Origin of the sequence: Kitasatospora sp. NBC_01539, assembly GCF_045040525.1 — a bacterium.
Taxonomy (GTDB): domain Bacteria; phylum Actinomycetota; class Actinomycetes; order Streptomycetales; family Streptomycetaceae; genus Kitasatospora.
The window spans coordinates 803,826-822,594 of the sequence record NZ_CP109390.1 but is presented as its reverse complement, the minus strand read 5'-3'; the positions used below and the strand labels follow the sequence as shown (position 1 = coordinate 822,594).

Here is an 18,769-nt window from a genome sequence, read left to right as displayed (position 1 = left end):
AGTGACGCCAGTCACTGCACATCGAGCCCCGGGTCAGTGCTGACCCGGAGGCAGGAGAACTGATGCGGAGCAGAAAGGCACAGGTCCGTCGAGAACCCGCCCGAGTCGGCGACGACGCCTGGAGCCGCGGATCGACCGGCGCGGCGCCCCACCCGAAGGGCTCGCGCGGCCGCGAGGCGGTGGAGATCAGGGGCCTCACGAAACGCTTCGGGCGCGCGACCGTCCTCAGCGACGTCGACCTGACCGTCGCACCGGGCGAGATCCACGCCCTGGTGGGCCAGAACGGATCGGGGAAGTCCACCCTGATCAAGATCCTCTCCGGTGTCCACACCGCCGACGCCGGGCAGATCCGCGTAGGGGGCCAGGCCCTCTCCACCCCCGTCCGCCCGGCCGACCTCCGGGAGCACAACCTCGCGTTCGTCCACCAGGACCTCGGCCTGGTCGACGACCTGACCGTCGTGGAGAACGTGCGCGTGGGCCAGTACAGGCCCGGCCGCGTCCTCCGGAACATCGCCTGGGACCAGGAACGCCGCCTCGCGGAGGAGTCCTTCGCGCGACTCAACGCGTCGATCCCCATGGACGCCCGGATGGGGTCGCTGCCCGCGGGGCAGCGGGCGGTCGTCGCGATCGCACGAGCCGTCCAGGGCCGTCACCCCGGCACCGGCTGCATCGTGTTCGACGAGTCCACCCAGTCGCTGCCGCGCGAGACCCTGCCCGAGTTCTACGACATCCTGCGCACCATCGCGCGCTCCGGCACCGGGATCCTGATCGTCAGCCACCGCCTCGACGAGGTGATGAGCCTCGCCGACCGGGTGACCGTGCTCCGAGACGGCCGGGCGGTCGCCGAAGGCGTTCCCGTCACGGACCTCAGCGAGGCCGAGCTGAGCCGGCTGATCCTGGGCCGCGAGCTGGCGAGCGGCCGCATCGGGGCCGTCGTCGACCCCCACGCCGTCAAGCCCGACATCGCCCTCGACGTCGCAGGCGTCTCCGGCAGGACCCTCCGCGCGCTCGACATGCGGGTGCACGGCGGCGAGGTCGTCGGCATCACCGGCGCCGGCGACTGCGGTCTGGACGAGATCGCCGACATCATCGGCGGGAACAGCCGCGCCTGCGGCGGCCGGCTCAGGGTCGGCGGCCGGGAGTTCGCCCTGCCGGTCACGAACCGCGAGGCCCTCCACGAGGCCGGGCTCGCCGTCATCCCCCAGAACCGCATGGAGGACGGACTCGCCGCCGAGGTGAGCGCGATGGCGAACGTGACCCTCCCCCGCGTGACCGGACGGGGCCGCCTCTTCCTCGGCCGCGGCTGGCAGCAGAAGGAGTTCAGGGCCGCGGTCGAGTCCTTCGGCATCAGGCCGGCGCTGCCGAACGCCCCGGTCGGCTCCTTCAGCGGCGGCAACCAGCAGAAGCTCCTGATCTCCAAGTGGCTCCTGAACGCGCCACAGGTCCTGATGGCCTGCGAGCCGACGCAGGCCGTCGACGTCGGCGCCCGCCTCGACATCCTGCGGGCCCTCCGCGGAGCCGCCAACGAGGGCAAGGCCGTCGTGATCTGCTCGATCGAGGTGCAGGACCTCGCGGCCGTGTGCGACCGGGTGATCGTCCTGCGCGCCGGCCGGGACCACCTGGAGCTGGGTGACGACGTCACCGCCGAAGCGATCACCAGGGCCACCTATGCCTGACCCGGTTCACCCGCCGGCTGCGCACGACCAAGGAGACACCACCATGACACCGAACGAGAGCGCCACTTCCACCACCCACGTGCGGCGCACGCCGGCCGCCGACCCCGGCCGGGGGGAGGGGCCCGCACCGGCCCCCCCGGGCCGCCGGCGGAAGACGGCGGCGGCGGACCTGTCGCGCCGGGGCAGCCTGATCCTCGTCTGGATCGCCCTGTTCATCGTGTTCGGACTGCTCGCCCCCGACCAGTTCCCCACCACCGGTACGCTCCAGACGATCTTCGGCTCCCAGCAGGCCCTGGTGTTCATCGCCCTCGGTGCCCTCTGCGCCTTCTCGGTGGGGGAGTTCGACTTCTCGGTGGCGGCGGTCGCCGGGCTCTCCGCGACCCTGGTCGCCGTGCTCGTCAGCGAGCAGGGCCTGAACGTGTGGCTCGCGGCGATCGTGGCCGTGGCGGTCGCGGTGGGGGTCGGCGCCTTCAACGCGCTGCTCATCATCAAGATCGGCATCAACCCGATCGTGACGACACTGGGCGTGGCCACCCTCCTCACCGGCGTGTCCTCGCGGATCTCCAACGGCGGCAGCGTCTTCCTCGACAGCCCGTCGCTCTACAAGGTCGCCGCGACGAAGGTGCTCGGCCTGCCGGTCAGCTTCTTCTACGGACTCGCGGTGGCCGCCGTCTTCACCTACGTGATGACGTCCACCCCGCTCGGCCGCCACATGCTGTTCGTCGGCTCCAACCGCAACGTCGCACGGCTCGCCATGGTGCGGGTCAACCGGATCCGGGTCGGCGCGTACATCTCGTCCTCGCTGCTCTGCGGCGTCGGCGGCGTGCTGCTCGTCGGCACCGTCGGCGGCTTCGACCCGGCGAGCGCCTCCTCCTACCTCCTCCCCGCCCTGTCGGCGACGTTCCTCGGCACGGCCGTCATCCAGCCCGGCAGGTTCAACCCCGCCGGCAGCATGATCGCCATCTACTTCCTGGCGACCGGCATCGTCGGGCTCCAGCTGCTCGGCTTCGCGGGCTGGATCAGCGACGTCTTCTACGGCTCGGCACTCATCATCGCCATCGTCCTCTCCACCCTGTTCCGTCGGGACAGGCGGCACTCCTGACCAGTACGGCCGGCAGCCACCGTGCCGCGGTGGCGGTCATCACCCACCCGTGAACCGAGGGAACCGAATGAGAACCATGCTGAACACCGGATCGTCGAGCGCAGGCCGCAGACCGGCCCGCACCACCTGGACCGCCGTCGCGGTCGCCGCCCTCACGGCCGCCGGCCTGAGCGCCTGCGGCAGCTCGGCCACCTCCGGCGGGTCCGACGGCGGCGTGACGAACGCCAAGGGCGTCGAGCTCGCCACGGCAGCGGTCGAGAGCCACGTGCGGGTCCTCGACTCGTTCAAGGCTCCGGGCGGTGAGATCACCGGCCTCGACAAGTTCAGGGGCGGCACCATCGCCTACGTCCCCATCACCCTGAAGGCGACGTACTTCCAGGCCCAGCTCGAACAGATCACCGCGGCCGCCGCCCTGCTCGGCATGAAGGTCCAGGTCTGCGACGCCCAGGCGCAGCCCACCGTGGCGACCCAGTGCCTCAACCAGGCCGTCGCGGCCAAGTCGGCCGGCATCATCACGGACTCGCTCCCGTTCGCCCTGGCCAGGAACGCCTACACGGCGGCGGCCGACGCCGGCATCCCGGTCGTCGCCTCCGACGTCTCCGACCCGCTGCCCCCGGCGCTCGCGGGCAAGGTCGTCACCACGGACAACGGCCAGGACGTCGGGGCCCGGCTGATGGCGGACGCGATCATCGCCGACTCGGGCGGCGACGCGAACGTGCTCTTCGTGAACACCACGTCGACCAGCACCACGAAGAGGTCGTCCGACGCGGTCCTCGACGAGTTCAAGACCCAGTGCCCCGGCTGCAAGGTGACCACGGCGGCCTGGGAGAGCACCGCCGTCCAGAAGGTCCCGACCACCGTCAGCGTCGCGCTCAACTCGCACCCGGAGATCGACTACGTCTTCGTGAGCTACGACCAGCCGGCCAGCCCGCCCGCCATCCAGGGCATGCAGCTCTCCGGCCGGGCCGACAAGCTGAAGCTGGTCGGCTACGGGTCGGACGTCACGGCGATGCAGCGGCTCGCGAACGGGACCCAGCTGGCGGACGTCGCCGTCGACCCGGCACTCGTGGCGTGGAACAACACCGACCGCCTGCTGCGCATGATGGCGGGGACGGAGATCCCGGAGCAGACCGCCTACACCATCCCGCGGCGCATCTTCAACAAGAGCAACATCAACTCCGTGAACGGCCGGAGCGTCGACGACTTCAAGAGCGGGGCGTGGTTCACCGACGGCTCGTTCCGGAAGACCTACGCGCAGCTGTGGGGGGCGAACTGACCACCGGTCGCACTCCACGGCCCGACACGGGACCGCGCGGGAGCGGCGCCGCACGAGCCGGCGCCGCCACGCAGCCAGCATCCACCCCAGGAACACCAGGAGCACCCGACATGCCGCACACCGTCCCCGGAGGCACCTACGTCCTCGGCGGCGACCTCACCGTCACCCGGATGGGCTACGGCGCCATGCAGCTCACCGGCCCGGGGGCGTTCGGGCCCCCCGCCGACCGGGCCGCCGCGGTCGCCGTCGTCCGCGAGGTCGTCGAACTCGGCATCACGCACATCGACACCAGCGACTACTACGGTCCGCACGTCACCAACGGCATCCTCCGCGAGGCCCTCCACCCGTACCCCGGCGACCTCCACGTCGTCACCAAGGTCGGATTCGCCCGCGACGCGGCGGGCGGCTGGCCGCAGGCCGCCGAGCCGGCCCAGCTGCGCCAGGCCGTCCAGGACAACCTGACCAACCTGGGCCTGGACGCCCTCGACGTCGTGAACCTCCGCATGGGCGGGCCGGCCGAGTCGGTGGCCAAGCCCTTCACCGTCCTCGCCGAGCTGCAGCAGCAGGGCCTGATCAGGCACCTCGGGCTCAGCACCGTGAGTGCCGAGCAGGTCGCCGAGGCCCGGACCATCGCGCCCGTCGTGTGCGTGCAGAACATGTACAACATCGCGAACCGCGGCGACGACGCCCTGATCGACGGTCTCGCGGAGCAGGGCATCGCCTACGTGCCCTACTTCCCGCTCGGCGGGTTCTCCCCGGTGCAGTCCGGGGTGCTCGACGACGTCGCGGCCCGCCTGGGATCGACCCCCAAGGCCGTCGCGCTGGCGTGGCTCCTGCGGCGCTCGCCCAACATCCTGCTGATCCCGGGCACCTCCTCGATCGGGCACCTGCGCGAGAACGTCGCCGGTGCCGGGCTCGACCTGCCCGACGACGCCGTCGCCGAACTCGACGCCATCGCGGGGTGACGCGGCCGGGCGCCCCCGCGGGGGCGCCCGTGCCACCGGCCCGACCGCCCACCACCCCGCAGAGGAGACACGAGCATGACCTCCACCCCCAGGTTCGCCCACGTCGTGTTCCAGACGTCCCAACCCGACGTGATGCGCGAGTGGTACTGCGCGCTGCTGGGCGCCCACGTCGTCTACGAGGGTCACGGCCTGACCTTCCTGACCTTCGACGACGAGCACCACCGCATCGCCCTCGCCCACATCCCCGGCCTGGAGCGCAAGTCGCCGAAGGCGGCGATCGTGAACCACGTCGCGTACACCTTCGACTCGCTCGACGAGCTGCTCGACCGCTACCAGGAGCTCCTGGCCAAGGGCATCGAGCCGTGGAAGCCCGTCCAGCACGGGGTCACGACGTCGCTGTACTACGAGGACCCCGACGGCAACCACGTGGAGATGCAGGTCGACAACTTCGCCACGGCGGACGAGGCCACCGCCTACATGGAGGGCCCGGAGTACGACGCCGATCCGATCGGCGTGCGGTACAGGCCCGAGCTGATGGTGGAGGCGCGCCGGGCCGGCGTGGCGGCCGCCGAGCTGCAGACCCGGGAGTGGGCGCTCAGGACGAGCCCCGAGCTCCCGCACCCGATGGCCGACTGAGACGGCCTTCCCCGGCCCCGGCACCGCCGGGGCCGGGCGGCCCGGTGCCGAACCGGATCCACGGAGCACCGGGCTTGCCAAAGACCAAGTGTTATCACATATATTGAAGTCCGCTGTTGTGGCGGCCGATCGGTGTCTCCCGGGGCTGTCCCGGAGAGCGCCGAGATGAGGAGTGACCTATGCGGATCGTCAACGTGGCGGGCAGGCCGGGCCTGCTCGTCGGCGACGGAGTCGTCGACATCGCCGAGGCGAGCGGCGGCCTGTTCCCGCCGGACGTCCACGCGGTCTACGACCGGTGGCCGGAGTTCACCGCCTGGGCGGCCGAAGCGGACGACGCGCCGGTGAAGCCCCTGGACGAGGCGCAGTTGGGCTCGCCGGCCCCGCGCCCCGGGCAGGTCTTCGCGATCGGGCTCAACTACCTCGACCACGCGGAGGAGGCCGGACTCGACGCCTCCACCGACGCCATGGTGGTCTTCGCGAAGTTCCGCTCCTCGATCACCGGCCCGTTCGCCGAGGTCGAACTGCCCCGTGGCTCGGTCGACTTCGAGGCCGAGCTCGTGATCGTCATGGGCCGACACGCCCACCGGATCGACGCCTCCCAGGCCTGGGACCACGTCGCCGGGCTGACCGTGGGGCAGGACCTCTCCGAGCGGGAGCTGCAACTCCGTCCGCCGACGCCGCAGTTCAGCATGGGCAAGTCCTTCCCCGGCTTCGCGCCGATGGGGCCCGCCCTCGTCTCCGTCGACGAGTTCGAGAACCCGGACGACCTCGCGATCGGCTGCACCCTGAACGGCGCGTCGATGCAGCAGTCCCGCACGAAGCTCATGATCTTCCCGGTCGCCGAGATCATCGCGCGGCTCTCCGCGACCGTGCCCCTGGCGCCCGGCGACGTCATCTTCACCGGCACGCCCTCCGGCATCGGCTTCGCGCGCGACCCCAAGGTGCTGATCCGGCCGGGCGACGAGCTCGTCACCGGCATCGAGGGCATCGGATCGATCCGCACGCGCTTCGTCGCCGGCAGCTGACGGCAGCCCCGTCCCCGATCGAGCCGCGCGTCCGACCGTCCCCCTTACGACCGTCCCCCGTACGACCCCGAAGCGAATGGATGTACCCATGGAACCGAACTGCCAGATCTGCGGACTCGAGAATTCCGAGGAGTCCCATGTGGTCTTCCGCGACGAGCTCTGGGCCGGCGAGATCGTCCCCGGCTACGACGTCCCCGGGTGGTTCTTCCTGCGCGCCCGCCGCCACGCGGAGCGGATCACCGGCCTGAGCGAGGAGGAGCAGGAGACCTTCGGCCGGCGCGCCAGGGACCTGGTCGAGGCCGTCACCCGGGCCACCGGGGCCGAGGCCACGTACATGCTGATGTTCGGGGAGGCCTTCCCGCACTTCCACGTCCTGATCACGGCGCGCACCGCCGACGTGCCCGCCGACCGTCGCTCCGGGGAGATCCTCAAGCTCCGGGCCGAGCAGTCCGACCCCGAGGCCGCCAGGGCGCTCGTCCCGGCCGTCCGGGAGGCCTACGCGGCGATCACGGCAGGGGCGCTCGCGGCCTCGGCAGCAGAGGGCAGCTGAGCCGGACGCGGGGCCGGCACACCGGTTACCTCCGGGTGCCGCGGCAGTGCAGTGCACGTCGGGGAGACGCCCCGGCGCAGATCAGTTGGGAGTCCTCATGGCCCGCATCACCGTTCTCGGCGGCACCGGCTACGCCGGCAGCGCCATCGTCCGCGAGGCAGCCGCGCGCGGACACGAGGTCGTCGCCTTCAGCCGCAAGGCGGCCGACGAGGCGATCGACGGGGTCGTCTCCGTCACCGGGTCCGCGCAGAGCCGGGCCGATCTCGAACGCGCGACGGCGGGCGCGGAGGTGATCGTCGTCGCGCTGGCGCCGAGCGGGGAGCTCCAGGACGGCTTCGTGGAGCTGAACGCGGAGATCGCCGAGCTCGCCCGCAGCCGGGGCGCCCGCCTCGGCGTCGTCGGCGGGGCCGGATCCCTGCTGCTCACGGCGGACGGCCCGGTGGTCTACGAGGCGCCGGAGTTCCCCGAGCAGTTCCGGGGCTACGCGCGCATCGGCGACACCGTCCTGCAGGCACTCCGCGGCAGCGACCCGGGCCTCGACTGGTTCGTGCTGAGCCCGCCCCGGGGCTTCGGGCACTACGCGCCCGGCGAGGCGACGGGGACGTTCCGGGTCGGCGGCGAGGTCATGCTCACCGACGAGCAGGGCCGCTCGGAGATCTCCGGGGCGGACTTCGCCACGGCCTTCGTCGACGAGATCGAGCGTCCCGTCCACCGCCGCGCGCGGTTCACGGTCGCCTACTGACAGGCACTTCCGCCGTTCGTCGGCCGGGCCCGTCCCCGGTGGCGACCGGACGGCACGTGCAAGAACCCAGCATTCCTGCTGGCCCGCCCGGTCACGGGCGGGCCAGGCAATCCGGAGGTCCCCATGATCCTGGTAACAGCGGCCGGCGGCCGCACCGGCCGCAGTCTGGTCCGCGCGCTGGTGCGCGAGGGCAAGGAGGTGCGGGCGGCGGACATCGCGCCCTCGGTGCACGAGGTCCGTGAGCTCGGAGCGGCCGAGTCCGTGGTGGCCGATCTCCTGGAGCCGGCCGATCTGCGCAAGGCGATGGAGGGCGTCGAGTCGGTCGTCCACATCGGTCCGCTGTTCCACCACCGTGAGGCCGACATCGGCCGTGCCGTGGTGGCGGAGGCGCGGCGTCACGACGTGCGGCACTTCGTGCAGTTCTCGGTGGTGCACCCGCAGATCGAGGCGCTGCTGAACCACCAGGCCAAGCTGGCGGTGGAGCGCGCGGTGGTCGAGTCGCCGATCCCGTTCACGATCCTGCAGCCGATGCACTACCTGCAGAACATCAACGTCGTCGAGACCGTCCGGTCGGGGGTCCACCGCAAGCCGTTCTCCCACGACACCCGGCTGGCGCAGGTCGACATCGAAGACGTCACCGAGGTGGCCGCGAAGGTCGTCGGCGACCCGTCCCACCACCACGCCACCTACGAACTGTGCGGGTCCGACTACGTGAACGGCCACGAGATCGCGGCCGCCATCGGCGAGGTCGCCGGTCGCACCATCACGACCGAGCTCCAGGCGATCGGCGACTTCGCGAGCAGCGAGCGCCGGCAGCACCAGGAGGACGAGTTCCCGTACGACGTGATGTACCGGCTGTGGGGCCACTACAGCCGGTACGGCATCACCGGCAACCCGAACGTGCTGGGCTGGCTGCTCGGCCGCCCCCCGACGACGCTCCGCGCGTACGTGGCGCGGGAACTCGCCGCCGCGGCCGCCACGGCCTGAACAGCGGCTGGCGGCCCGGCGGCTGCCCCGCCGGGCCCACCGCCCCGTTCCGCGGAGCGGTACACACTGGAATGACCGGGTGATCCCGGCCGTCGCCGTCGTACGGACGACGCCGTGACCAGGGATCGACCCGGAGCGAGGAGCGCGGGACCGGGCGCCACCGCCGACCGGCCACCCGCACGTCCGCAGACACCACGCGCCCTCGCGGCGCACCGAACTTCGAGGGACAACGCATGACCACGTCGTTTGACACACACACCCTCACCGGCGACCTCGACGCGGCCGCCCTCGTCGCCCGTGCCAGGGAACTCCGGCCGCTGCTGCGCGCGAACTCGGCGCAGGGCGAGCAGGACCGCCGCGTGGTGGAGGAGAGCATCCAGGCGCTCCAGAAGGCCGGGCTGTTCAAGCTCCTCCAGCCGAAGCGCTACGGCGGGTTCGAGACCTCGATGCGCACCCTGGTCGACGTCTCCGCCGCCGTGGGCGAGGCGGACGGCGGCACGGCATGGGTGGTCTCGCTGCTCAACTCGGGCGCGTGGCTGGCCGGCTGTTTCCCCGCGCAGGCCCAGGACGACGTCTGGGCGGCGAACCCCGGGGCGCTCGTGTCGGGTGTCTTCTCGCCGCTCGTCGAGTCGACGAAGGTGACCGGGGGCTTCCGGGTCACCGGCAAGTGGTTCTACAACTCCGGCTCCTGGCACGCCGACTGGGCCGTGCTCAGCGTGCCCGTCACCAACGACGCCGGCGAGGTCGTCGACATGGCGATGGCCCTGGTCCCGCGGAGCGACCTCGACCTTCAGGAGACCTGGTTCGTCGCCGGCATGCGCGCCTCGGGATCCAACTGCCTCATCGCCACCGACGTGTTCGTCCCGGAGCACCGGCTGATGTCCGTCGGCCCGGCGATCGAGGGCAACTTCCCGACGGAGTACACCGAGGAACTCCTCTACCGCTCGCCGCTCGGGCCGTTCTTCGCCGTGGGCATGGTCGGGCCGCAGCTCGGTCTGGGCCGGGCCGCGCTGGAGATCGTGAAGGAGAAGGCGGCCACCAAGGGCGTCGCCAACACCGTCTACGCGCGGCAGGCAGACTCGGTGGCGTTCCAGATCCAGCTGGCGCAGGCGACCATGCTGCTCGACACCGCCCACTTCCACGCCCACCGGGTGACCGACGACCTCGACACGGCCGCGGCCGAGGGCGGCAAGCTCGAATTCCTCGACCGGGCACGGATCCGGGCGGACATCGGCTACGCGATCGAGAACGTCGTGAAGGCGATCGACGTCCTGCTCTACGCGCACGGCTCGGGCAGCTTCGCCGAGGCCAACCCGCTGCAGCGGATCTGGCGGGACTCCGAGGTGGCCTCGCGCCATGCGGGCATCCTGCCGATGGTCTGCTACGAGATCTACGGCAAGGCGCTCGTCGGCTCCGAGGAGCGGATCACCCCCATGATCTAGGCCCCGCACGGCGGGTCACCGCCGGAGCAGCCGGAGCAGCCGTGGCGGTCGCGGGGCGCGGGTGCGGGAGAGGGGGCGCCCGGTGTCCCGTGCCCCGCGCAGGAACGACCCGCCACGGCCGCCGGCAGCACGTTCATTTTCTGCTCGACCTGAGTCGATCGTCTGGAGACATCGTGATCCTGGTAACTGCAGCAAGCGGCCGGACCGGCCGCAGCCTGATTCGCGCGTTGGTGCGGGAGGGCAAGGAGGTGCGGGCGGCGGACATCGCGCCGTCGGTGCACGAGGTCCGTGAGCTGGGTGCGGCCGAGTCGGTGGTGGCGGACCTGCTGGAGCCGGCGGATCTGCGGAAGGCGATGGAGGGGGTGGAGTCGGTGGTTCACATCGGTCCGCTGTTCCACCACCGTGAGGCCGACATCGGTCGTGCGGTCGTCGCGGAGGCGCGGCGTCACGACGTGCGGCACTTCGTGCAGTTCTCGGTGGTGCACCCGCAGATCGAGGCGCTCCTGAACCACCAGGCCAAGCTGGCGGTGGAGCGGGCCGTGATCGAGTCGCCGATCCCGTTCACGATCCTGCAGCCGATGCACTACCTGCAGAACATCGACGTCGTCGGCACCGTCGCGTCGGGCGTGTACGGCAAGCCGCACTCGGCCGACTCCCGCCTCGCGCACGTCGACCTGGAGGACGTCACCGAGGTGGCCGCGAAGGTGGTGGGGGATCCGGGTCACCACTACGCGACGTACGAGCTGTGCGGGTCCGACTACGTGAGCGGCCACGAGATCGCCGGCGTCCTCGCCGAGCTGTCGGGCCGGCCGGTCGTCGCCGAGGTCGAGGCGCTCGCCGACCTGGTGAGCCCCGAGCGTCAGCGGCTGGCGGAGGCCGAGTTCCCGTACGACATCATGTACCGCCTCTTCGGGCACTACAGCCGCTACGGCATCACGGGCAACCCGAACGTGCTGACCTGGCTGCTGGGCCGCGCCCCGACGACGCTCCGCGCGTACGTCCTGCGCGAGCTCGGGGCAGCGAACGCCTGACGGCGGGTCGGCCCGCGCCGGCCGCCGCCGGACGGCCCGCGGGCGGGTCGCTCCGACCGCGGGCCGGCGGCGGGCGGTCCGTCAGGAGCCCCCGGCCGCCTTCGCGTCGGTGACGACGGCGAGCGCGCGCAGCGCCGTCTCCTCGTTCCGGGTGAGGTGGACCAGCACGGCCTCCGCGGCGGCGTCGGGATCGCGCCGGCGGAACGCTTCGAGGAGGACCTCGTGGGCGTGCCGGCGCCGCAGCTTGTCCTCGGGTGCGGGGTCGATCCGGCCGAAGCCGATCCGGATGTAGCGTTCGGCGGCGCGCCAGAGCATGTTCAGGACCCGCATCTCCCACGTGCCGGCCGCCGGTGCGAGCAGGGCGGCGTGGAACTCGTGGTGCGAGTCGTAGACCGTCTGGATGGTGTGCTGGGGATCCCCGAAGTCCTCGACTTGGGTCTGGAGCCGGTCCAGCTCGGCGTCGGAGATCAACAGGCAGGAGCGGCCGGCGAGCTCGGGTTCGAGGTTGCGGCGGATCCGGTAGATCCCCTGGAGGTCGTCGAGGTCGAGCGGTGCCACGCAGGCGCTGCGGCCGGGCCGGGTGATCACGAGGCCCTCGCCCTCCAGGTTGCGCAGGGCCTCCCGTACCGGGATGAAGCTGACGTCGAGCATGGCGGCGATCTTGCGAAGCGAGAACGTCTCGCCGGGTGCGAGGTCTCCCGAGACGATCGAGCGCCGCAGTTCGGCGGTCACCAGATCCGGGACCGACCGGGTCTCGATCGGCTGGACGGGGGGCTTCATCAGTGTTCCTGCTTTCGCGCTCAACGTGATGACCAGGGTAGCGCCGACGGTGCCCGCCGGGCGGGGGTGGTGCGACCGCACCATCTCCGTCATATGATATAACACTTGTACGGTCCGAGAGTGGAACTCTCCACGACGTCCGCCGCCCTCACCCTCCCGTTCCGGCCCACTCCCGGCCCGGGCGCCACCGGGCGGGACCCCGCCCCCGCGACCCCGGCGGGCGGCCGCGGCCGCCTTCCGGCACCGCCGGCCCGCCGCCCGCACACCCGCCGCAGCGGCAGCCCGGGGCACGGCCGGACGCCTCCGGGCACATCGCGGCGCGGCCCGTGCGGACGCGACCGACGGACGATCCCTCCCACCCGACAGTCAAACCGTGAGGAACAGCATGTCGACCACCGCACGTCCCCTCCTGCAGATCCACGTCGGAAGCACGCGGCCCAACCGGATCGCCCCGGCCTTCGCCGCGTGGTTCGCCGAGGCGGCCGAGAAGCACGCGGGCTTCGAGGTCGAGGTCGTCGACCTCGCCGAGGTGGGCCTGCCGCTCCTGGACGAGCCGAACCACCCCAGGCTCCGGCAGTACGTCCACCAGCACACCAAGGACTGGAGCGCGATCGTCGACCGCGCCGACGCCTTCGTGCTGGTGACCCCCGAGTACAACTACGGCTACAGCGCCGTCACGAAGAACGCCCTGGACTACCTGTGCCAGGAGTGGGCGGACAAGGCGGTCGGCTTCGTCAGCTACGGCGGCGTCGGCGCGGGCGTCCGGGCGGTCCAGCAGCTCAAGCAGGTCGTGACCACGCTGCGGATGGTGCCCGTGCTGGAGGCGGTCAACATCCCGTTCGCCTGGGACAGGCTCACCGCCGAGGGCGGGGTCACCCCGGACGCGATCCTGGACAACGCCGCCGCCCTCATGCTCGGCGAGCTGGCCCGGCTGACCGGGAAGCTGCGGCCGACGGGCCACTGAACCGACCCCGACGGCGCCGGACGGCGCCCGACGCTCCTCCCCGTGTCCGGCAGCGAGGAGCACAGTTGACGACAGGCGGCAGGCGGGGAGGACCGGACACCTCCCGACCCGCCGCACCGCGCCCGGCGAACGACGGGCGCCCCGCCGGCAGCAGGAGGATCGCATGGGAACGACAGACATCGGCGTCGGTGCACGGGGGGCGAACCCCGCCGGGAGCGGCGGCGACGTCGCGCTCGTCACCCAGGTCGTCCTGGCCGAGCGCCAGGGGCGCGACCGCGGCTGGTGGGAGCAGATGGCCGCCCTGTACTGGCCGGACTCCACGGTCCACCTCAGCTGGTACAACGGCGACGGATCCGGCTTCGTGGCGGGCTCCGCGGCGATGGCCCGGCGCGGAGCCGTGGCCCTGCACCACATGTCCGCGCCGGTCGTCCACGTCCGCGGCACCAGGGCCTACGTCGAGGCGTCCGTCGCCATGCGGTTCCAGGTGGAGATCGACGGCGTACCGGGCGACCTCGTCTCCCACACCCGTCTGAACTACCGCCTGGAACGACGGGCCGACGTCTGGGGCATCCTCTCCCTGGACGCCGTCTACGAATACGCCACCCTCACCCCGTCGGTGCCGGGCCAGAGCATCGTGATCCCCCCCGAGGACCTCACCGGGTACCGGTCCAGCTACGCGGTGCTCGCGTGGAACATCGCCCGGGAGGGCCGCACCCCCGGCCACGACGAACTCGGCGACGACCGTCCCGAGGAGCTCGCCGCCTTCTACGCCGCCGTCTGGAGCTGGCTGGACGCCGAGTAGCCGCGCCGGCCCGGCCCCGCGCGCCGTCCGCGGGGCCGGGCGGAGCCGCCCGGGGGCCCGCCCCGCGCACCGGGGAGGCCCGTCGGTGACGCCTGCGGAACGACACGAAGGCGTACATTGACGGTAGGTGCCCCGAGCGGTTGGTGAGGGCCAGCGTGGAAACCTCCGACGGTCACGACGACGGCGGCCCCGACCGGGGCGACGACGCCCTGACGGATGTGGCGGCCGCCCTGATCGACGGTCACGGCACGGTCAGGGAGTGGTCCGAGGCCGCCGCGGACCTGCTGGGACGGCCCGCCGAGGAGGTCTGCGGCCGACCCGTCTCCGGCCTGCTCGCCGACCCGGCGGAGCCGGACGCCGACCTGGCGGCGCTCCCGCCCGGAACCACGGTGCTGCTGCGCCACGCCCGCGGACACGCCGTCGCCGTCCGGTGCCGCCTGCTGCCGCTGGACGGGACCGCGCACCGGCTGCTGCTCGCCGTCCCCGCCGACCGTGCGGAGGAGTTCGAACAGGGAGCGGCGCTCGTGCGCGCCCTGTTCGAACAGCAGCGCGTCGGCGTCGTCCTCCGGAACACCGACCTGTCCGTCGCACGCACCAACCTCACCTCTCCCGTCCGGTGGTCCCTGCCACTGGGCAGCACACCGGCGGACGTGATGGCGGTCCCGGACGCCGTCGCCACGGAAGCCGGACTGCGCGCCGTGCTGGAGACCGGCGTGCCGATCGTGGACCGGGCCCAGCACGTACGCAGCCTGACCGACCCGGCACGCGAGTGGTCGTTCTCGGTGACGGCGCTGCGCACCACCGACCGCCGCGGTCACCCCACGGGCGTCACGGTCCTGCTGACGGACGCGACCTCCGAGTGGCTCGCCGGCCGGCGGCTGCGGCTGCGGCACCAGGCCGCCATCCGGATCGGCCCCTCGCTGGACGTGAGACGCACCGCCCAGGACATCGTCGACGTCCTCGTGCCCGACTTCGCGGACCTCGCCGCCGTCGACCTCGCCGAGGCCGTCCTGGTCGGCGACGAGCCGCCCAAGGGGTTCGTCGGCGGCGACCTCCACCTGCACCGGATGGCGGCCCGGGCGGAGGGCGGCTGGCCGGCCGGCCTCCTCGAACCCGGGAACGCCTTCCCCGAGCTCCCGGACCGGACCATGGTCCGGATCCTCCACGAAGGGCGCACGTTCGTCGCCGACCGCGCCACCCTCGAACAGGCCGTCGGCGAGGGCGCGCTGGGCAGACTGCTCATCCCCGAGGGCGGCCGCTACATGGCCGTCGCCCCGCTGTTCGCCCGCGGGCTGGTCCTCGGCATGATCGGCGCCTGGCGCATCGACCGCGACGAACCCTTCGACCCGCAGGACGCGGACCTGCTCACCGAGATCGCCGCACACGCCTCGCTCAGCATCGACAACGCCCGCCGCTACACCCGCGAACACCGCGCCGCCGTCGCCCTGCAGCGCCGCCTGCTGCCCGCCTCCACCACGCACACCCCGGTCGTGGAGGCCGTCGGCCGGTACCTGCCCGCGGCCGACGGCGCGGAGATCGGCGGCGACTGGTTCGACGTGATCCCGCTGCCCTCCCTGCGGGTGGCCATGATCGTCGGGGACGTGGTCGGACACGGACTGCACGCGGCAGCCACCATGGGACGGCTGCGCACCGCCGTCCAGACCCTGGCCGACCTCGAACTTGCCCCGGACGAACTGCTCACCCGGCTCGACGAACTGGTCACCCGGCTCGCCGCCGAAGCCGGCCCGGCCGAACGCGACACCGTGGGCGCCACGTGCCTGGTCGCGCTGTACGACCCCGTCACCCAGCGGTGCACCGTCGCCAGCGCAGGGCACCCGCCACCCATCGTCGCCGAACCCGACGGCACCGCCCGGCCCGTCCGCGTACGGCCCGGCCCGCCCCTGGGCGTGGGCGGCCTGCCCTTCGAGACGTCCACCGTCCACCTGCGCCCCGGCAGCTGGCTCGCCCTCTACACCGACGGCCTCCTCGGCCGCCCCGCCGAGGGAATCGACGTGGCCGTGGGCCGCCTCGCCGACCGCGTCACCGAACTCCACCGGTCGGGATGCCCCCTGGAGACGGCCGGCCACCTCCTGACCACCGAACAGGCGGGCCTCCCGGCGGCCGACGACACCGCCCTGCTGCTCGCCCGCATCCGGCCGCTGCGCGTCGACGCCATCGCCGAGTGGGAGTTCCCGGCGGATCCCGCCACGGTCGCCGACGCCAGGGCCGTGGCCGGCGGCAAGGTCCGCGAATGGGGGATCGGCGATCTCGACTTCGCCGTCGAGCTGATCGTGAGCGAGCTGGTCACCAACGCGATCCGCTACGCGGGCGGCCCGATCGGCCTCCGGCTCATCCACGACTCCGTGCTGGTCTGCGAGGTCAACGACCCGAGCAACTCCCAGCCCCGGCTGCGCCGCGCCTCCCTCGGCGACGAGGGAGGCCGCGGGCTCTTCCTCGTCGCCCAGATGAGCAGCCGCTGGGGCAGCAGGTACGGGAGGTCGGGAAAGACCATCTGGGCGGAGCTGGAGACCTCGGCCGACTGACCCGCCCCCTCCGGGAACGGGCCCGCCAGGTGCCACTTCCCGGCCCGTCCTTCCCGGCCCGTCCCACCGGCGGATCCGCCCCGCCGATCCGCCCGGCCGGGGTGCCGGACGGCATGCCGCGCGACCCGGTGCCGCCGGCACCGGGTCGCGTCGTCGGAAGCGCCGCCCGCCGCGCCTACGACCGGACGGTCACCGGGGCGTCGGTGCGGGCGATGACCTCTTCGGGGGTGACGCCGGGGGCGGTCTCCACCAGGGTGAGTCCGTCGGTCCCGACGTCGAGGACGGCGAGGTCGGTGATGATGCGGTGGACGCAGGCCCGGCCGGTGAGGGGGAGGGTGCACTCCCGGAGGATCTTGGGGGTGCCGTCCTTGGCGGTGTGCTCCGTCAGGACGATGACGCGGCGGGCGCCGTGGACGAGGTCCATGGCGCCGCCCATGCCCTTGACCATCTTTCCGGGGATCATCCAGTTGGCGAGGTCGCCGGTGGCGGAGACCTGCATGGCGCCGAGGATCGCGGTGTCGATGTGGCCGCCGCGGATCATGCCGAAGGAGAGCGCGGAGTCGAAGAAGGCCGCGCCGGGCAGCACGGTGACGGTCTCCTTGCCGGCGTTGACGAGGTCGGGGTCGACCTCGTCCTCGGCCGGGTACGGGCCGACGCCGAGGATGCCGTTCTCCGACTGCAGCACCACCTGCACGCCGGCGGGCACGTGGTTCGGCACGAGGGTCGGCAGGCCGATGCCGAGGTTGACGTAGGCGCCGTCGTGCAGCTCCGCCGCCGCCCGTGCGGCCATCTCGTCGCGGGTCCAGGCCATCAGTCCACCGTCCCTCGGGTCGCGGGCACGGAGACCGTGCGCCGTTCGATCTGCTTGTCGGCGGCCTGCCGGGAGGTGAGGGGAACGACCCGCTGGACGAAGACGCCCGGCACGTGGATCTCGTCGGGGTCGAGTTCGCCGGGTTCGACGAGTTCCTCGACCTCGGCGATCGTGATGCGGCCGGCCATCGCGGCGAGCGGGTTGAAGTTGCGGGCGGACCTGTCGAAGACGAGGTTGCCGTGCCGGTCGCCCCGGGCCGCCCGGACCAGCGCGAAGTCGGTGGTGATGCCGTGCTCCAGCACGTGGTCGAGGCCGTCGAAGGCCCGCACCTCCTTGCGGGGAGAGGTGACGACGACACCGCCGGAGGCGTCGTGACGCCAGGGGATGCCGCCCTCCGCGACCTGGGTGCCCACGCCGGCGGGCGTGTAGAAGGCGGGGATGCCGCAGCCGCCGGCCCGCAGCCGCTCCGCCAGGGTGCCCTGGGGCACGAGCTCCACCTCCACCTCGCCCGTGAGGTACTGCCGGGCGAACTCCTTGTTCTCGCCGACGTAGGAGCCGGTGATCCGGGCGATCCGCCCGGCGGCGAGCAGCACGCCCAGGCCGTGCCCGTCGGTGCCGCAGTTGTTGGAGACCACGCCCAGGCGGGTGGTGCCGCACCGGTGCAGGGCGGAGATCAGGGCGGACGGTATGCCGCACAGCCCGAACCCGCCCACGGCCAGGGTGGCGCCGTCGCGGATGTCGGCGACCGCCAGGTCGGCGTGGATGATCGTCTTGTCCATGGAACCCTTCATGTCATCGAAGCGGTGGAGGCGGGGCGGCCCGGCGGCCGCTGCGGCACCGGGCACGGAGTGGTCGGCTGCCACCGCGGCGGGGTGCCCGGCCCGAGGGCCGTCCGGAGCCGGGCGAGCAGGTGCTGAGCCTCCGTCACCGGAGGTGCGGGCGGCGGCGCGGGCGGGAACGGCCTCGACGTGGCGGGGCCGTCGAGCCCCGGCCGTACGGGTGGGACCGCACCCCGCGGGCGTGCCCGGCCCTGCCGGGCGTCGGAGCACGGGGCGCAGACGGGGAGCGCGGAGAGGGGGTCCACGGGGGCGTCCGGGCCCGGGAAGGCCGTGTGGGCGCAGACGAGGAGGTGGTCGTGCCCGGAGGGGGCGCACTGGCAGGTGCATTCGGTGTACATGGCGATGGTTTCCTGGTGGGCTGAGCGCCTTCGCGGCGGTGCGGCGGCAGGCGCGGGCCGTGGCGTGCGGTGGTGTGCGGTGGTGTGCACGACCGGGCCCGGTCGGCGGGGAGCCGGCGCGGCCCGCGGTGGTGCGGGCGGTGCGGCCGGTCCCTCCCTGACGGGAGCTCACCCTCCCGGTGCGGAACGGTTCCGGTGCCACCCGGTGGTGGCCGGTTGCGTGTCGCAGGGAAGGAAAGTCGTTGCGGACGAGAACAGCA

Annotated in this window: 17 protein-coding genes; 14 read left to right on the top strand and 3 right to left on the bottom strand. The window is 72.7% G+C overall.

Annotated elements, in window-relative coordinates; all coding sequences use genetic code 11:
- The first annotated feature begins 62 nt into the window (after nucleotides 1-62).
- The 11 genes from OG335_RS03510 (at nucleotide 63) to OG335_RS03460 (ending at nucleotide 11,432) form a co-directional block, all read left to right on the top strand.
- A complete protein-coding gene (locus tag OG335_RS03510) occupies nucleotides 63-1,676 on the top strand; it encodes a sugar ABC transporter ATP-binding protein (RefSeq protein ID WP_405009488.1) in 1,614 nt (537 codons plus the stop codon).
- Nucleotides 1,677-1,719: 43 nt separating this feature from the next.
- Nucleotides 1,720-2,778 (top strand): ABC transporter permease, encoded by a 1,059-nt coding sequence (locus OG335_RS03505; RefSeq protein WP_405009487.1) that lies wholly within the window; start codon nucleotides 1,720-1,722, stop codon nucleotides 2,776-2,778.
- Between the two features lie 67 nt (nucleotides 2,779-2,845).
- On the top strand, nucleotides 2,846-4,054 hold the full coding sequence (locus tag OG335_RS03500) for a sugar ABC transporter substrate-binding protein (protein ID WP_405009486.1): 1,209 nt from the start codon (nucleotides 2,846-2,848) through the stop codon (nucleotides 4,052-4,054).
- A 110-nt stretch (nucleotides 4,055-4,164) separates the two neighbouring features.
- The gene (locus OG335_RS03495; protein WP_405009485.1) at nucleotides 4,165-5,019 is read left to right on the top strand and encodes an oxidoreductase; all 855 of its coding nucleotides are present in this window, start codon (nucleotides 4,165-4,167) and stop codon (nucleotides 5,017-5,019) included.
- A gap of 75 nt (nucleotides 5,020-5,094) precedes the next feature.
- Nucleotides 5,095-5,655, top strand: coding sequence for a VOC family protein (locus OG335_RS03490; protein ID WP_405009484.1), 561 nt, complete (start codon nucleotides 5,095-5,097; stop codon nucleotides 5,653-5,655).
- Nucleotides 5,656-5,834: 179 nt separating this feature from the next.
- Nucleotides 5,835-6,680, top strand: coding sequence for a fumarylacetoacetate hydrolase family protein (locus OG335_RS03485; protein ID WP_405009483.1), 846 nt, complete (start codon nucleotides 5,835-5,837; stop codon nucleotides 6,678-6,680).
- 88 nt (nucleotides 6,681-6,768) lie between these two features.
- Nucleotides 6,769-7,230 carry a hypothetical protein gene (locus OG335_RS03480; RefSeq protein ID WP_405009482.1) on the top strand — a complete coding sequence of 154 codons (462 nt, stop codon included), beginning with the start codon at nucleotides 6,769-6,771 and terminating at the stop codon, nucleotides 7,228-7,230.
- Nucleotides 7,231-7,327: 97 nt separating this feature from the next.
- Entirely contained in the window at nucleotides 7,328-7,972 is a 645-nt protein-coding gene (locus tag OG335_RS03475) for an NAD(P)-dependent oxidoreductase (RefSeq protein WP_405009481.1), read from the top strand.
- A 123-nt stretch (nucleotides 7,973-8,095) separates the two neighbouring features.
- A complete protein-coding gene (locus OG335_RS03470; RefSeq protein WP_405009480.1) occupies nucleotides 8,096-8,959 on the top strand; it encodes an SDR family oxidoreductase in 864 nt (287 codons plus the stop codon).
- 233 nt (nucleotides 8,960-9,192) lie between these two features.
- Entirely contained in the window at nucleotides 9,193-10,401 is a 1,209-nt protein-coding gene (locus tag OG335_RS03465) for an acyl-CoA dehydrogenase family protein (protein WP_405009479.1), read from the top strand.
- A gap of 173 nt (nucleotides 10,402-10,574) precedes the next feature.
- Nucleotides 10,575-11,432: an SDR family oxidoreductase gene (locus OG335_RS03460; RefSeq protein WP_405009478.1), complete on the top strand. Its 858-nt coding sequence runs from the start codon at nucleotides 10,575-10,577 to the stop codon at nucleotides 11,430-11,432.
- Nucleotides 11,433-11,513: 81 nt separating this feature from the next.
- Here the strand turns inward: OG335_RS03460 and OG335_RS03455 are convergent, their stop codons facing one another.
- Nucleotides 11,514-12,212, bottom strand: a complete 699-nt coding sequence (locus OG335_RS03455; RefSeq protein ID WP_405009477.1) for a GntR family transcriptional regulator — start codon at nucleotides 12,210-12,212, stop codon at nucleotides 11,514-11,516.
- 385 nt (nucleotides 12,213-12,597) lie between these two features.
- Between OG335_RS03455 and OG335_RS03450 the strand changes: the two genes are divergently transcribed.
- The 3 genes from OG335_RS03450 to OG335_RS03440 all read left to right on the top strand — a co-directional run bounded on the left by OG335_RS03450 (nucleotide 12,598) and on the right by OG335_RS03440 (nucleotide 16,521).
- Nucleotides 12,598-13,176: an NADPH-dependent FMN reductase gene (locus OG335_RS03450; protein ID WP_405009476.1), complete on the top strand. Its 579-nt coding sequence runs from the start codon at nucleotides 12,598-12,600 to the stop codon at nucleotides 13,174-13,176.
- A gap of 163 nt (nucleotides 13,177-13,339) precedes the next feature.
- Nucleotides 13,340-13,978 (top strand): nuclear transport factor 2 family protein, encoded by a 639-nt coding sequence (locus OG335_RS03445; protein ID WP_405009475.1) that lies wholly within the window; start codon nucleotides 13,340-13,342, stop codon nucleotides 13,976-13,978.
- A 218-nt stretch (nucleotides 13,979-14,196) separates the two neighbouring features.
- Nucleotides 14,197-16,521 (top strand): SpoIIE family protein phosphatase, encoded by a 2,325-nt coding sequence (locus OG335_RS03440; protein ID WP_405015296.1) that lies wholly within the window; start codon nucleotides 14,197-14,199, stop codon nucleotides 16,519-16,521.
- Nucleotides 16,522-16,696: 175 nt separating this feature from the next.
- Here the strand turns inward: OG335_RS03440 and OG335_RS03435 are convergent, their stop codons facing one another.
- Together OG335_RS03435 and OG335_RS03430 are read right to left on the bottom strand one after the other, a co-directional pair.
- The gene (locus OG335_RS03435; RefSeq protein ID WP_405009474.1) at nucleotides 16,697-17,332 is read right to left on the bottom strand and encodes a CoA transferase subunit B; all 636 of its coding nucleotides are present in this window, start codon (nucleotides 17,330-17,332) and stop codon (nucleotides 16,697-16,699) included.
- Nucleotides 17,332-18,111 carry a CoA transferase subunit A gene (locus OG335_RS03430; RefSeq protein ID WP_405009473.1) on the bottom strand — a complete coding sequence of 260 codons (780 nt, stop codon included), beginning with the start codon at nucleotides 18,109-18,111 and terminating at the stop codon, nucleotides 17,332-17,334. Before OG335_RS03430 ends, OG335_RS03435 begins: the two co-directional genes overlap by 1 nt.
- Between the last annotated feature and the right edge of the window lie 658 nt (nucleotides 18,112-18,769).